Raw genomic sequence first — 14,135 nt, forward strand, 5'->3', positions numbered from 1 at the left:
GGGCGCCGGCCACGGACCCCAGCGGAGCCCTCCGGGTGGCCCCACCGCCCGCCGACCACGACAACGGCTCCGGCAGCACAGGCTCAGCGACCACTTCCAGCCCCCGAGTCCTTACAACCTCCGAAGGCACCAACACCCGCTCCCCATCAGGCAGTACGGCGGTCTGCACCACACGCCCCCGCTCGACGCCCACCGCCTCGAAGACCCCGTAAGGCGCCCCCTTCCCCGGCGGAGCCGTCACATGGAACCCGGGATAACTCCCCAGCGCGAGCTCGATCGCAGCCCCGCTCACCACCCGCCCGACGGCCTCCGGATCCGCGTCCCGCACCACCAGCCGCAGCAGCGCGCTGGCGCACTCCTCGCTCCCGGCGTCGGCACGATCGGTCCGTACGAGATCCCACCGCACGTCCCGGGGCCCCGCCTTCCCGAAGGCGTCCTCGACCTGCGCCCGTACCAACGCGGCCTTGGCCTCGATATCGAGCCCGGTCAGCACGAAGACCACTTCGTTGCGCCACCCGCCGATCCGGGTGACCCCCGCCTTGAGCTCCGGTGGCGGAGCCTCACCCCGTACCCCGGATATCCGCACCCGGTCGCGGCCGTCCGCCTCCAGCCGCACCGTGTCGAGCCTGGCAGTGACATCGGGCCCGGCGTAACGCGCACCACCGGTCTCGTACAACAGCTGCGCGGTGACGGTCCCCACATCGACCACACCGCCCGTGCCGGGGTGTTTGGTGATGACGCACGACCCGTCCGCGTGCACCTCGGCCAGCGGGAACCCGGGCCGCCGCACGTCGTGCCCGGCGAAGAACGAGTAGTTCCCGCCGGTGGCCTGCGTCCCGCACTCCAGCACATGCCCGGCGACAACGGCCCCCGCCAGTTGATCCAGATCCTCAGGACCCCACCCGTAGTGCCAGGCGGCGGGCCCGGTCACCAACGCGGCATCGGTGACGCGTCCGGTAACGACAACATCGGCCCCACCCCGCAGACACTCGGCGATACCACTCCCGCCCGTATACGCATTGGCGGTCAACGCCCCTTCGGGCAACGGCAGAGCATCGCCCTCGACCCACCCCACCCGCACGGGAACGCCGACCCGCACGCTCAACTCCCGTACAGCGTCCGCGAGTCCAGCGGGATTGAGCCCACCCGCATTGGCCACGATCCGAACCCCACGCTCCTGCGCGAGCCCGAGCCCTTCCTCCAGCTGCCGCAGAAAGGTCTTGGCGTACCCGTACCGGGGGTCCTTGAGCCGGTCGCGCCCCAGGATGAGCATGGTCAGCTCGGCGAGATAGTCCCCGGTCAGCACATCGAGCGGGCCGCCGGTGAGCATCTCCTTCATGGCGTCGAAGCGATCGCCGTAAAACCCGGAAGCGTTCCCGATACGCAGCACCACGACCTCACGCCCCCTTGGGCGTACGCCCGGTCCCGGCGGGCCCGGCGAAGGCCTGGGCGATGTCCAGCCACCGGTCGGCGTCCGCGCCCGAGGCGCGCAGCGCCAGGTCGTCGCGGTGCGCGCGCTGCGTCACCAGCAGACAGAAGTCGAGCGCGGGCCCACTGACCCGCTGATCGGCACCCTCAGGCCCGTAAGCCCACAACTCACCGCCTGGTCCCACGAGTTCCACGCGAAACTCCTCGGCCGGCACCTCCAGCCCCCGCACCCCGAACGCGAAGTTACGAGCCCGCACGCCGATCCGCGCCACATGCCGCAGCCGGGCGGTGGGCTTCCGCTGTACGCCGACCGCGTCGGCGACGTCCTGCCCATGCGCCCAGGTCTCCATGAGGCGTCCGGTGGCCATGGAGGCGACGCTCATGGGAGGCCCGTACCAGGGAAACCGCACCCCAACAGGCGCTGTGCGCAAGGCCTGTTGCAGCTGCTCGCGCCCGTCGCGCCACCACGAAAGCAGCTCGTCCACGGGCAGCAGAGCCCCGGCCTCGGCCCCTTCGTCCACGAAGGATTCAGGCGCGTGGAGTGCCTTCTCGACTTCCCCCGCAAAGGCCTCACCATCGGTCACGGCGAGCAGGGAGGCGGCGTCCGTCCACGCGAGGTGGGCGATCTGATGGGAAATGGTCCACCCGGCGGCGGGCGTGGGCGACGCCCATTCGCGTTCCGTCAACCCCCCGACCAACAGGTCGAGTTCGGCGCCTTCATCACGCAGATCATCGAGTACGGCTGCTGCATCGGACACGGTGCACTCCCTCCGGCGGGCACGACGGCGTGCCCCGGAGCATGGCAGCGCCCACCAAAACAAGCAAGCGTGCTTGCATTATTTTCTCCGCACCCACGAGGCCGCCCCGCATACGAAAGAGGCGGCGTACGCCGACGTGTTGTCGGTGTACGCCGCCCGGGGCGGGACGAGTGCTGGACGGTGACCTGTCCCGCTGGTCACTGCTCAGAGGCTGCGGGCGGTGGCGTCGCCGTAGGCGGTGGTCGCCCGGATCTCAAGACCGGCGGCGGCGCCTTCGGCATTCTGGAGCGAGTTGTGGATCCGGCCGAAACCGGTGCCCGCGTCCAGGGAGGCGGAGACTCCGCGGGCTGCGCCCACCGACACCTCGCCGGCCTCGGTGCGCAGTACGACCGCCCCGCTCACCGCCTCGGCGATCCGGATGTCACCCTTCTTGGTGCTGATCTCCGCGGGGCCGCTCAGCCGGCCGACCGAGACGTCGCCGGCGAGGAGCGTGAGGCGGGCGCTTTCGGCCTCGTCGAGCTTGACCGAACCGTGCATGCCCTCGAAGACGACGTCGCCGAGCCGCCCGACGCCCCGGAAGCGCCTCGAAAACATCGCCCGCTTCCTCGACTTCGTCGGCGAACACGCCTCCCGCGCCTCGGAACAGGCCCGCGAGATCCTCTACACGAGACCCCGACCGCCGTCAGACAGCGCCGCCTGAGCCCGTCCTGGCGCCGGTGCGGAGGCTGCGCACCTGAGGCGAGAGGAGGGCCGCACCGGTGGCCAGGACCACCAGGGCCGCGCAGCCGGCCAGCGCGTGGCCCGCACCGACGGCGGCGGCCACGGGCCCTGCGACGAGCAGCCCGAGCGGGGCGAAGGCGAGCGAGCCGAACCAGTCGTAGGAGCTGACGCGGGAGAGCACTTCCTCGGGGATCTCTCGCTGGACGGTCGTGGCCCACAGCACCCCGAAGACATCACCGGCGACACCGGCGCAGAACATGGCAGCGGCGATCAGCCACACCGGGGCCCGGGCGCTGAGCAGGGCGATCGGCACGGCCGCCGGGAAGGTGGCCAGTACGGCGACCAGGATGGGCCGGTTCACCCGCACTCGGGCGGCGAGCCCCGCGCCCGCGATGGTGCCCAGCGCCTGCGCGGCCACGATGACCGACCACGCCCGTGCGCCGCCCAGTCGGCTTTCGGCCGCCAACGGGCCCAGGACCCCGACGTTGGCGTTGAGTACGGCGACCACGATCGCGTACTGGGCGACCACGACCCACAGCCACTGCCGTGAGGAGAACTCCTGCCACCCCTCGCGCAGATCGGCCCACCCCGAGGACCTCTTCGGGGGCCGTCCCGCCGTCCGCAGCCGGGCGGTCAGCGCCGCACTGACCACGAAGGACGCGCCGTTCAGCGCCAGCGCCCAGCCCGCGCCGACCAGCGCCACGGTCACACCCGACAGCGCCAGGCCCAGCAGCAGGGAGCTGTTGGTGCCGACGCGCAGCAGCCCGTTGGCCTGCTGCAGGCGGCCGGCGGACACCACAAGCGGCACGATGCCGTCCATCGCCGGAGCGAAGAGCGCGGTAGCGGATCCGGCGACGACGGCCAGCAGACACATCGCCACCAGGGGCGCATGACCGGTCAGCACCATGGCGGCCAGCCCCGCGTATGCCCCGGCCCCCAGCACATCGGCCGCGGCCATCAGCCGGGACCGTGACATCCGGTCCGCGATCACCCCGCCGACGAGGATGAACACCAGCTGCGGCAACGCCTGGCAGGCCAGCACCAGCGACAGGCGGCCCGGACCGGCCCCCGGCAGAGCGAGCACCGCGAACGCCAGCGCCACCCGCGCGAAGCCGTTGCCGAGCACGGAGACGACCCGCGCGGAGGCGAGCAGGACGAATTGCCGGTCCTGCCAGAGCGGCGGCTCAACTGAAGAGACGGTCACGGCCTGGCACTCTATGCAGCCCTCTCCGCGAGTGACTCCGAACCAGCCATTTCAGGAAGGGGAGTTGGTCACCAACGCCAGCCCGTCGACAGCCGCAGGCGACAGCATCGGGCTCTCCAGGCCGGCCATGGGCATCCACGCCACAGCAGAAGTGGAATCGTCCGCCTTGACGACGGCGGGCGACCCGGGCTTGAGCACGACGCGATAGAAGAGCCCCACCAGATGCCAGCTCACGCCGAGCCGGTGCGCCGCGTACGAGCGCGAGTCCACGAGCCGCGCTTCGAGTACCTCGAGCCCGGTTTCCTCCCTCAACTCCCTTACCAGCGCCTCGTACGGCTGCTCACCCGCGTCGATGCCGCCACCGGGCAGGTGCCACAGTCCCGGCTCGAAGACCGGTGAAGTGGAGGACAGTTGAGTGAGCAGAATCCGCTCCCCCACAGTGGCAACGGCATACGCCGACACCCGCAACCGCACGCTCTCTCTCATGCCCCTCCAAGCTCACTCTCACCACTCCGCATCAGCCTGCGATCATGCCTGATCCCGCGCTCTTCGCCGTCCCCTTCCGCTTCGAAGCCGATCCCGACGCGCGACAACCGGAGACCGGGCAGCCTAATGTGCGCAGGCATGGAACCTTCACTTGAGCGTCCCCCCTTGCAGGCCGACGAACGCACCGCACTCAGCGGCTGGCTGGACCTGCAACGGCAGATCCTGCGATGGAAATGCGAGGGCCTGAGCGAGGCGGACGCTAACCGCTCTGTCATCCCGACCTCACCGACGATGACGATGGCCGGGCTCATCAGCCATATACGGTGGACCGAGCACATCTGGCTGGAGGTGCTGTTCCTGGGCGGCGACAAGATGCAGAACCCGTCCTTCGGAGAGACGGCCGAGAACGCCGACTGGCACACCGACGGCGCCCCGCTGAAGCAGCTGCTCGCGGAGTACGAAGCCCAGTGCGCCCGAAGCAACGAGATCGTGGCCGCAGCCTCCCTGGACGACATCGGCCGCCACCCCGACTTCCACTCCAGCAGCGCCAACCTCCGCTGGATGCTCATCCACCTCATCGAGGAGACCGGACGGCACGCCGGGCACGCGGACATCGTGCGGGAGCTGCTCGACGGCGCGAAGGGTTACTACTAGGCCCAACCCGGCGACGACACCCCATCCCCCTCAGCCTCGTCCCGGCTTGTACGCCACCGACCGCCCGCTCGACGGTGGGACCACCGCGCTGGTCCGCCCCTACGTCCTGTCCCGCGAACAGCGCGAGAGACGACGGGAGTTGTGGTTCGCCACCTACGGTATCGACGTCGGCCCCCGTCGCATCCACGGCGTGCAGGTGACCGCATGACACCCGAGCGCGCACGCCGCCTGCCCTGGACCGGACCCGAGGGGAAGCCCTGCTACGTCCTCGGCGACGGCACGGGCCCGCTCTCCCGGGTCGCCGACCAGATCGAAGCCGTACAGCTCGGCCTCGCACGCAACCTGGTCACCCATGCACTGGGGACCCTCGACGATCCCGAGGTCGAATACGCGGACCTACAGACTCTGGCCGCACATCTCACAGAAGCGCTCCACGACGCGCTTCTCATCGCCGCCGGCCGCGGCACCCGCCTGCGGCCCTGAACCCACACACGGCGCTCCGGCCACAGCTACGCTGGATGGGCACCCGAGGAGCCCATGGTGAGCGCACAGCCGGAATACCCCGGCGGGGAACTGATTCCCCGCCCGGACCGCACCCCCGACGCGCTGCGGGCGGCGCTGGCGGTCGTTGCGCCCGCACGGATGCCGGAGATGGAACGGGAGAAGGACAAAGCCCTCACCGAAGCTGTCCGGCAGAGCAGCATCGACCCACTGCGGGGGTTCCTTCTGCGCTGGGCCGCCGTGATCGAGATCGAGCGTCACCCCGCTACTGCGCAGCGATTCCACCGCGCCGAGTACCTTGCCCAGGTCTCTGCCGATCCCGAGACCTCCCGTCAGTACGTCCGGGAGTCCGGGGACATTCTCCGCGCCGCGTACAAGGACCTGGACGCCTGATCTGGGAGTGGGAGTACGGCCCCGGCGAGGAGTACCTCGTCGGTGGTGCAGACCCCGCATTCGTGGCACATGTCGAAGAACGGGCGGACGAGCTGGTCCGCGCCGCGGAGGCCCTCTACCTGGACGGCACGGCATACCAGGGCGACAACCCGAAGGGCGCCACCGCGCACATCACCGGCGGCATGTTCGAGTACCTGTTGGTCGTGCGACACAACCGGCTCTACATCCGGCAGATCACCATCTACTAGTGCGTACGGCAGCGCAGGATGGGCAGCGGCCGAGCCGCTGCCCACCGTCGTGCTGGTCTTCGCCCTTCCTCGCCCTCAGTACCTCGTCGTGACGGTCACGCCACTGAAGGCCGTCTTCGCGTAGAGGCTGACGTACCGGTATCCGGCCGTGCTGTTGGTGACCGTGATGCTCTCGGCGTTGTCAGGGTTGGTGGAGCGCGCCGTATACGCGGTGCTGGTCGCCCAGGTGTCGGGGTTGTAGTAGAGGTCGGCGTTGCCGGTGCCGCCGGTCGTCCTGATGTCCAGCGTCACGGTTCCGGCCGGCAGGTAGAGGTACAGGTAGTCCAGGTTGCCCGCCGTGGCCGACCGGCCGGAGCGGGAGCAGTTCTGGCCCATGACGCGGGCGTCCGCGTTCGTGCAGGCCGGCACGGTGTTGCCGTTGACCGTCACGGATTTGCTGGTCGTGGCGGTCAGGCCCTTGGCGTCGGTGACCGTCAGGGCGATCGTGTACGTGCCCGCGGCGGTGTAGGTCTTGGACGGGTTGGTGGCCGAGGAGCTGGTGCCGTCGCCGAAGCTCCAGGAACGCGCCGTGATGGTGCTGCCGGTGTCGGTGGACCTGTCGGTCAGGTTCACCGTCAGACCGGAGACCGCCGCGTCGAAGGCGGCCGTCGGGCCGTTGCTCGTCCCACCGCAGGCACCGGCCGCGCATGCGTCGAGCCAGGTGTTGAAGTCGGCGTCGTAGCGGGTGCCGATGCTCGTGTTGTAGACCGCGTATCCGCCGGTGTAGTCGCCGGTGCGGAACTTGGCGAGCATGTTCTGGACGTCGGCCGGGTGCTTCTCGATCATGTAGCGGGTGGCCAGGTAGCCCCACGGATAGACCCTGGTCTGGCTGGAGTTGTCGTACGTGCTCTGCCAGAGCGTGCTCAGGTTGTACGTGTGCCGGCCGGCCTCCGCGATCGCCTCGGTGTCGGGGATGCCGCGGTAGCTGTAGGAGACGTACTCCGCGAGGCCTTCGACCCACCAGATGTCCGGTACGGCCTGGCCGGCGGTGAAGTCGCCGTGCATGTCGTAGCGGCCGTCGAGGTAGTGCGTGTACTCGTGGTTGAGGTTCCAGATGTCGCCGGGGAAGCCGTCGTTGACGCTCTTCACGTACGAGAGGAACCGGGCCTGGCTGGCCGGGTCGGAGGGGTCACCCTCCAGGTATTCGCCGCCGTTGTTGGTGCTGTTGCCGAAGATCCAGCCGGAGTACGTCTGGTAGTCCTTGGGGCTGGCGAACGTCACGATCTGGATGTTCGTGTTGTGGTCGTCGGCGACCGGGCCGTTGTCCTTGACGACACCGTGGAAGTACGCGTCCTGGCCCTTGAGGCTGGTGCAGGCGGCGGACAGCGCGGCGGCGGTGAGGGACTGGGCACGGAAGGTGTGGTCGGCGTCGCACGCGTACGTGATCGGCAGTGCGGCGGCGGTGAGTTGGCCCGTGAAGTCGCAGGTGCTGTAGTACGCGCACTGCGCCCTGTCGTAGCCGTCGGTCATGCCGGCGACGCCGACCCACAGCGGTGCGCTCGCGCCGGTGATCGACGAGGCGCCGAGCAGCCCCTTGGCCAGGGGGCGCACCTTGGCCTGGAGCGCGGGCGTGTCGAGGAAGCGGGCCATCTCGGTGCCGGCGTTGGAGTCCAGGTAGAACCAGTTGTCGTTGAGCTTGTCCCGGTGGTTGAGCGCGAACGTGCTGAGCGTGTCGATGATGCTCGGGTCGGCGCTCACCGCGGTGATGAAGGCGGGGTTCCAGTGACCGCGGAAGAGCGGGGTGAACACGTCGTTGACGGCCGCGTCCATGCTGAAGTAGGCGTCGTAGGAGCTGTTGTAGGCGTTGAGCACCTTCTTGTACGTGTTCAGGTAGCGCGCCTGCTCATTGGCGCTGTCCGTGAGGATGAGGACCTCGCCCAGGACATCGCCGTGCGCCGAGCTGACGTCCCCGAAGTGCGAGGACGCCACGAAGGTGTCGAGCGCGCCCTCGGTGGCGGTGGCGAGGGGCTGGCCATAGGGGCCGACGTCTGAGGAGTTGTAGGACTGCACGTAGTACCCGGCGCGCAGGAACAGCACGAGCTGCCACACACCGGTGGAGTTGTCGCCGGGATAGGTCCTGGCCACGTCCTGGAAGGCGTTGGCGACGGTGACCATCTGCGCTTCGCGGAACGCGTCGCGGGCGTTGGTGCCGGTGAGGCTGAAGAGTGTGTTGATGCAGGCCATGGTCGACGCCTTGACGTACGAGACCAGTTCGGACCCGCTGCGGCTGCCGAAGTCGGCCGGGGTGCAGGACGCCGCCGCGAGGCCGGTCGCCTTTCGTCCCGTCGAGGGGGCCGGTGACGGGACCGGCTGCTGCGGCGGGAGTTGAGCGGTGTCGAGCGGGTGGCTTCGGGCCTCGGCCCGGTCGGACACGTCGGCGCTCGAGCCCGTCGGCGGCGGCACCGCCCGAGACTGCGCCTGCGCCTGGGCTTGGGCCTGGGCCTGGGCCTGAGGACGGGACGCGGTCGCGGTCGCGGTCGCGGTCGCGGTCGCCGAGGCATCCGCGGCAGCGGCGCTGCTCGGCCCGCCCAGCAGGGTGATGCCCAGGCACAGCGTGAGGGCAGGTATCAGTAATCCGGCGAGCCTTCGTCTTTCCGGTGGGGTGGTCATGTGCCGCCTCCAGGCGGTGAGGCCGCGCTCGGGTGCGCGGCGTGGGGGGTTCCGCACGTTCCGCGGGTTCCGCAAGTTCCACGGGCTGCGCGGGCTGCGCCGTGCGCTTGTCATGCACCCGGCCAGCCGCCAGTACAATGGCACATGTCACATAGCTGTGGAAGACGGCTGCGGGTAAACCTGGGGCAATGCCCGGGACGGGCGGCCCTCACCACCCGGACCGCACGCCCTTTACGCTCGGCCGCATGAGTCCCGTAGCCCCCGGAACACCGATCAGCCCCCTGCACCACGGCCACGCCCAACTCGTCGTCATCCAGCCTCCGTTCGGGCCACCGCTCCTGCCCACGGAGCGTCCGCCCGCCGCCTCCCACGACCCGGCGGCAGCCAGGGCCGCGGTGCTGTCCCTGACGACGGTCTCGGCGATCCGCCGGGAGGACGCTCCGTCCCGGCTGGCGCATCCGGGCAGCCCGTCCGACCGGGAGGAGGTGGACTGCGTAGGCGCGGCCGCGTGGGGCTCAACGGTGATGGTCAGCGATCCGGCACTCATCGAGGACGGGGTACTGGGCGGCGCCCTGGAGGACGAGTTCCAGGCGCAGAGGGCCATGCATCCCGATGCCCGGATCATCGCCCTCTGCGCACGCGACTTCGGCGCCTCGTACACGAAGATCCTCGTCGCCGTCCCCGGCGCCCCGGACCTGATGTTCGAGGGCTTCGAGGAGCTGGAGACCGTCGGCGACCCGCATGCCACGCTGGCCGCCGTGGGGATCGAACCCGGCCGGCTGGAGGAGCTGTACGACTTCAGCAGCGAGGGCTGCTTCGACTACGACGCCCTCCTCCACACGCTCACCGGCGGCGCCCTCTCCGTCTACACGCAGGAGGAGCGCTTCGAGTCGGCGTTCGTCGTCGACCGGAGCGAGGAGGCCGAGGGCACCATCTGCGAGCTCTGGTTTCCGTAGGGTCCACAACGGTCAGGAGCGGGCCGCGTCCCACGGCGCGCTGCTCAGGAAGTACGTGTCGTACAGCTCCTGGACGTCCAGGAGGCTCTCCGGCGGGACCTTGCCGTACGCGATCCGCTCCAAGTGGCGGAAGTACTCGAAGCGTTCCACGCCCGGCGTGATGACGATGAGGATGTCCGCGTCCTCCCCCTCCGCCGCCGCGAACGCGTGCGGCAGGCCCGGCGGGACGATGACCAGGTCACCCCTCTCCGCCGTCACCACCTGTTCGCCGGAGAGGAGTTGGGCGGTTCCGTCCAGTACGTAGAAGAGCTCCGCCGAGTTGGAGTGGTGATGCGGCTTCGCGCCGTCCGCGCCGTTGGCGAGGGTGACGCGCTGCGTGGAGAGGGCGCCCGCCGTGGAGCTCGCGTCCGCCAACAGGCGGATGGTGGTGGGCGCTTGGCCGATCACCTCCGCATCAGCCGAGCGGACGATGACCGAATCGCCGAAGGGAGCGGGCGAGTCGGGGTTCGGGACGATCAGTGACATCGGTGTGGCTCCTTAGATCGCGAAGAGCAGCGCTGCGTTGATCAGCATGATGACCGCCGTGGCCGTGTGGATGCCATAGGCCACCGCCTTCGTGCCGCCGTTACGGAGCACGATGAACGTGTCCCCGATCGGGGCCAGCACCACGACCAGCATGAACCAGGCCTCGGCATGCGCGCCGGCGAAGACCAGCAGGGCCAGGCCCAGGATGCCGTAGGTGAAGTCGCGTACGCCCTTGATGGTGAGGTACGCGGAGTCCCCGTTCTCCTTCGCTGCGACCCCGTAGCCCGCGGCCGCCGCCATGGGCTGCGCCAGGAAGCGGATGCCTATCCAGATGATCATGAGGTTGAGCAGGATGGCCAGGCCGTACGCGATGGGGGTGAGCATGATCTTCTCCTCTGACAGGTTTTCTAGCAGCGCTAGGAACGATGTCGACGCTAGCAGAGCGTTGATAGATTGGCTAGCACTGCTAGAGTTTCTTTCATGGCTACACAGACGCGCCGCGAGCGCGAGCGGGCAGAGCGGGAGCAACTGATCGTCACGACGGCACGGGAGCTGGCGGAGGCGGAGGGCTGGGACGCGGTGACGACCCGGCGGCTCGCCGCCGAGATCGAGTACAGCCAGCCCGTCCTCTACAGCCACTTCAAGGGCAAGGACGCGATCATGGCGGCGGTCGTCGTGCAGGGGTGCGAGGAGTTCGCCGAGGAGCTGCGCGCCGCCCGGATGAAGGCGGAGGGCGCACAGGAGGTGGTCGTCAGCGTGGCGAACGCGTACGCCGCCTTCGCCGAGCGGCTGCCCGCCCTCTACGACGCGATGTTCACCCACGCCGTCGACCTGCCGTTCGCGACCCCCGAGGCCCCGGCCGCACTGAAGGCCGCCTTCGGCGAACTGGTCGAGACCGTGCGGCCGCTCGCCGGGGAGGACGAACTGCCCGTACTCACCGAGACCTTCTGGAGCTCACTGCACGGGCTCGTCACGCTCATGCGCAGCGGCCGGCTCCGGCGCGAGGATCACGAGGTGCGGCTGGCACTGCTCATCCGGCGGTTCTGGAGCTGAGGCGGGAGCGCCCAGGCTGGGCTACTTGCCCGACACCTGCGACCGCACCGCGCCCATGCTCGCCACGATCACCAGCGAGATCGCCAGCGCGTCCACCGCCGAGAGCGCCTGGTGCAGTACGAGGAAGCCCGCCAGCGCGGCGATCGCCGGCTCCAGGCTCATCAGGACCGCGAAGACCGCGTTCGGCAGGCGGCGCAGCGCGAGCATTTCGAGCGTGTACGGGAGGACGGACGACATGACCGCCACCGCCGCCCCCAGCGCGATCGTGCTCGGCACGAGCAGCTTCGCGCCCGCGTCCGCGATCCCCAGCGGCAGCATCAGCACCGCCGCGACACCCATGGCCAGGGCGAGGCCGTCCGCACGCGGGAAGCGCGCGCCGGTCCTGGCGCTGAAGACGATGTACGCCGCCCACATAGCGCCCGCGCCCAGCGCGAAAGCCACCCCGGCCGGGTCGAGGCCGCCGAAACCGCCGCCGCTGAGCAGCGCCACCCCGCAGAGTGCGATCCCGGCCCACACCACGCTCGCCAGACGGCGCGCGGCGAAGACCGAGAGGGCGAGCGGGCCGAGGACTTCGAGGGTGACGGCCGCGCCCAGCGGGATGCGGTCAGCCGCCTGGTAGAAGAGGCCGTTCATACCGGCCATCGCGACGCCGAAGACCAGGACCGTGCCCCAGTCGCCGCGCGACAGACCGCGCACCTTCGGGCGGCAGACCACGAGCAGCACCGCCGCCGCGACCAGGAGGCGGAGTGAGACCACGCCCAGCGCGCCCACCCTCGGCATCAGCCAGACCGCGACCGCCGCCCCGAACTGCACCGAGATCCCCCCGGCAAGCACCAGACCCACCGGTCCGAAGCGCGCGCGGGGAGTGGTCGCCGTGGCGGCCGGGGCTACGGAGACGGCCTGGGCGGCGTCGGCGGGGGCGATCGGATCCATCCCTACAGAGTAAGGGTCCGAAGGCGGTGGTTCCGCTTACAGTCCATCTGCCAAGACCTCCGCCAAATGCCGTCCCCGCACCCCGCCGAGCTGCTCCAGCTGCGTACGGCAGGAGAACCCGTCGGCCAGCACCGCCGCCCCCTCCCCCGCCTCCCGTACGGAAGGCAGCAGCTGCTCCTCCGCGCACGCGACGGAGACCTCGTAGTGACCGCGCTCGAAGCCGAAGTTCCCGGCGAGCCCGCAGCAGCCGCCGCTCAGCTCGCCCGTCAGACCGGCGCGCTCGCGCAGGCGGCGTTCGGCCGCGTCGCCGAGGACCGCGTGCTGGTGGCAGTGGGTCTGGCCGACGACCGCGCGGTCGATGCGCGGCGGCTCCCACTCGGGGGCGTACCGCTCCAGCGCCTGCGCGAAGGTCAGGACCCGGTCGGCCAGACGCCGGGCGCGCGGGTCGTCGGCGAGGAGCTCGGGGAGGTCGGTGGTGAGGGCCGCCGCGCAGCTCGGTTCGAGTACGACGACGGGCAGGTCGCCGGCGAGGACCGGGGCCATCACATCGAGCGTGCGGCGCATCACGGCACGGGCCCGGTCCAGCTGGCCGGTGGAGACGTAGGTGAGACCGCAGCAGACCTTCCCCTCCGGGAGCGCGATGCCGAGACCCGCCGCCTCCATGACGCGTACCGCCGCCTGCCCGACCTGGGGTGAGAGGTGGTCGGTGAAGGTGTCCGGCCAGAGCACGACGGCCTGCGGTCCTGTGGCTGCCCGCGTCCCCTTCAGATGCGCGGCCGCCCACTGCCGGAACGTACGGCGGGCAAGGACCGGCAGCGTCCGCTCGGGCGCGACCCCGGCCGTCCGCTTGGCCAGGGCGGCGAGCGGCGGGAACTTCGCGGCCGCGTTCACCGCGCCCGCGAAGGGCGCGGCGAGCCGCAGCCACTCCGGCAGCCGGCCCATGGCGTAGTGGGACGCCGGGCGGCGCCTGCCCTCGTAGTGGTGGTGCAGGAATTCCGCCTTGTACGTGGCCATGTCCACGCCCACCGGGCAGTCGCTCCTGCACCCCTTGCAGGACAGGCAGAGGTCGAGCGCGTCCCGTACCTCCTCGGACTGCCAGCCGTCCTTGACGACCTCGCCCGCGAGCATCTCGTGCAGCAGACGGGCCCGGCCCCGGGTGGAGTGCTGTTCGTCGCCGGTGGCCCGGAAGGACGGGCACATGACACCCGAACCGACCTCCGTGCTCCGGCACTTGGCGACCCCCACGCACCTGCGCACCGCCGCCGAGAAGTCCCCGCCGTCCTGCGGATAGCCGAAGGCGACCGGGACCGGCTCGCGCGGCAGCACCTCGAAGCGGAGGTTCTCGTCGAGGCGGTNNCCGGAGAGCGATCCGCCGTGCGCGACCACGAGGTCCGCCAGCTCCTCCGCGAAGGTCCGGAAGCGGCCCACCCCCTCCTTGCTCATCAGGTCGAAGTCGATCCGGACGTGGATGCAGCCGTCCCCGAAGTGCCCGTACGGAGTCCCGCGCAGCCCGTGCGCCCCCATCAGCCCCCGGAAGTCGCGCAGATACGCCCCCAGCCGGGCGGGCGGCACCGCGCAGTCCTCCCACCCGGGCCAGGCTTCACTCCCGTCCGGCATCCGGGTCGCC

16 protein-coding genes and 2 pseudogenes are annotated in these 14,135 nt (G+C 70.4%); 8 read left to right on the forward strand and 10 right to left on the reverse strand.

The features are described from left to right. The 3 genes and pseudogenes from J0695_RS30280 to J0695_RS30290 all read right to left on the reverse strand — a co-directional run. Positions 1–1,339: acyclic terpene utilization AtuA family protein (locus tag J0695_RS30280; RefSeq protein ID WP_206967400.1), on the reverse strand; the 1,339-nt coding region annotated here is incomplete at its 3' end. 58 nt (positions 1,340–1,397) lie between these two features. Beyond that, positions 1,398–2,186 (reverse strand): TIGR03084 family metal-binding protein, encoded by a 789-nt coding sequence (locus tag J0695_RS30285; RefSeq protein WP_206967402.1) that lies wholly within the window; start codon positions 2,184–2,186, stop codon positions 1,398–1,400. Positions 2,187–2,390: 204 nt separating this feature from the next. Further along, positions 2,391–2,804 (reverse strand): annotated as a pseudogene (locus tag J0695_RS30290) (DUF4097 family beta strand repeat-containing protein); the annotation flags it as partial. On the opposite strand from J0695_RS30290, the pseudogene J0695_RS44265 reads away from it, so the two are divergent. Further along, a pseudogene (locus J0695_RS44265) lies at positions 2,767–2,886 on the forward strand (MarR family transcriptional regulator); the annotation flags it as partial. The pseudogenes J0695_RS30290 and J0695_RS44265 sit on opposite strands and share 38 nt — an antisense overlap. Here J0695_RS44265 and J0695_RS30295 read toward each other — a convergent pair. Together J0695_RS30295 and J0695_RS30300 are read right to left on the reverse strand one after the other, a co-directional pair. Beyond that, on the reverse strand, positions 2,869–4,110 hold the full coding sequence (locus J0695_RS30295) for an MFS transporter (RefSeq protein ID WP_307798812.1): 1,242 nt from the start codon (positions 4,108–4,110) through the stop codon (positions 2,869–2,871). The pseudogene J0695_RS44265 and the gene J0695_RS30295 sit on opposite strands and share 18 nt — an antisense overlap. Positions 4,111–4,161: 51 nt before the next feature. Continuing rightward, positions 4,162–4,596, reverse strand: a complete 435-nt coding sequence (locus J0695_RS30300; protein ID WP_206967404.1) for an NUDIX hydrolase — start codon at positions 4,594–4,596, stop codon at positions 4,162–4,164. A 138-nt stretch (positions 4,597–4,734) separates the two neighbouring features. Between J0695_RS30300 and J0695_RS30305 the strand changes: the two genes are divergently transcribed. The 5 genes from J0695_RS30305 to J0695_RS30325 all read left to right on the forward strand — a co-directional run bounded on the left by J0695_RS30305 (position 4,735) and on the right by J0695_RS30325 (position 6,392). Then, positions 4,735–5,250, forward strand: a complete 516-nt coding sequence (locus J0695_RS30305; RefSeq protein ID WP_206967406.1) for a DinB family protein — start codon at positions 4,735–4,737, stop codon at positions 5,248–5,250. 46 nt (positions 5,251–5,296) lie between these two features. Next, positions 5,297–5,458, forward strand: coding sequence for a hypothetical protein (locus tag J0695_RS30310; protein WP_206967408.1), 162 nt, complete (start codon positions 5,297–5,299; stop codon positions 5,456–5,458). Next, positions 5,455–5,733 carry a hypothetical protein gene (locus J0695_RS30315; RefSeq protein WP_206967410.1) on the forward strand — a complete coding sequence of 93 codons (279 nt, stop codon included), beginning with the start codon at positions 5,455–5,457 and terminating at the stop codon, positions 5,731–5,733. The genes J0695_RS30310 and J0695_RS30315 overlap by 4 nt, the downstream gene beginning before the upstream one ends. 54 nt (positions 5,734–5,787) lie before the next feature. Next, positions 5,788–6,144 carry a DUF6247 family protein gene (locus J0695_RS30320; RefSeq protein ID WP_206967412.1) on the forward strand — a complete coding sequence of 119 codons (357 nt, stop codon included), beginning with the start codon at positions 5,788–5,790 and terminating at the stop codon, positions 6,142–6,144. Positions 6,145–6,206: 62 nt separating this feature from the next. Continuing rightward, positions 6,207–6,392, forward strand: coding sequence for a hypothetical protein (locus tag J0695_RS30325; protein WP_307798813.1), 186 nt, complete (start codon positions 6,207–6,209; stop codon positions 6,390–6,392). 75 nt (positions 6,393–6,467) lie between these two features. Here the strand turns inward: J0695_RS30325 and J0695_RS30330 are convergent, their stop codons facing one another. Then, the gene (locus J0695_RS30330; RefSeq protein ID WP_206967414.1) at positions 6,468–9,041 is read right to left on the reverse strand and encodes a collagenase; all 2,574 of its coding nucleotides are present in this window, start codon (positions 9,039–9,041) and stop codon (positions 6,468–6,470) included. 245 nt (positions 9,042–9,286) lie between these two features. Between J0695_RS30330 and J0695_RS30335 the strand changes: the two genes are divergently transcribed. Further along, positions 9,287–9,997: a DUF6333 family protein gene (locus tag J0695_RS30335; protein ID WP_206967416.1), complete on the forward strand. Its 711-nt coding sequence runs from the start codon at positions 9,287–9,289 to the stop codon at positions 9,995–9,997. A 12-nt stretch (positions 9,998–10,009) separates the two neighbouring features. On the opposite strand, the gene J0695_RS30340 is transcribed toward J0695_RS30335, so the two are convergent. Both J0695_RS30340 and J0695_RS30345 read right to left on the reverse strand, forming a co-directional pair. Further along, the gene (locus J0695_RS30340; protein WP_206967417.1) at positions 10,010–10,522 is read right to left on the reverse strand and encodes a cupin domain-containing protein; all 513 of its coding nucleotides are present in this window, start codon (positions 10,520–10,522) and stop codon (positions 10,010–10,012) included. Positions 10,523–10,534: 12 nt separating this feature from the next. Further along, entirely contained in the window at positions 10,535–10,906 is a 372-nt protein-coding gene (locus J0695_RS30345) for a DUF4267 domain-containing protein (protein WP_206967419.1), read from the reverse strand. 96 nt (positions 10,907–11,002) lie between these two features. On the opposite strand from J0695_RS30345, the gene J0695_RS30350 reads away from it, so the two are divergent. Continuing rightward, a complete protein-coding gene (locus J0695_RS30350; protein WP_206967421.1) occupies positions 11,003–11,575 on the forward strand; it encodes a TetR/AcrR family transcriptional regulator in 573 nt (190 codons plus the stop codon). Between the two features lie 21 nt (positions 11,576–11,596). On the opposite strand, the gene J0695_RS30355 is transcribed toward J0695_RS30350, so the two are convergent. Next, a complete protein-coding gene (locus J0695_RS30355; protein ID WP_206967422.1) occupies positions 11,597–12,508 on the reverse strand; it encodes an EamA family transporter in 912 nt (303 codons plus the stop codon). Between the two features lie 36 nt (positions 12,509–12,544). Continuing rightward, on the reverse strand, positions 12,545–14,135 hold a 1,591-nt coding region (locus tag J0695_RS30360), incomplete at its 5' end, for an FAD-linked oxidase C-terminal domain-containing protein (RefSeq protein WP_206967424.1).

This window comes from Streptomyces beijiangensis (genome assembly GCF_017315755.1).
GTDB lineage: Bacteria > Actinomycetota > Actinomycetes > Streptomycetales > Streptomycetaceae > Streptomyces > Streptomyces beijiangensis.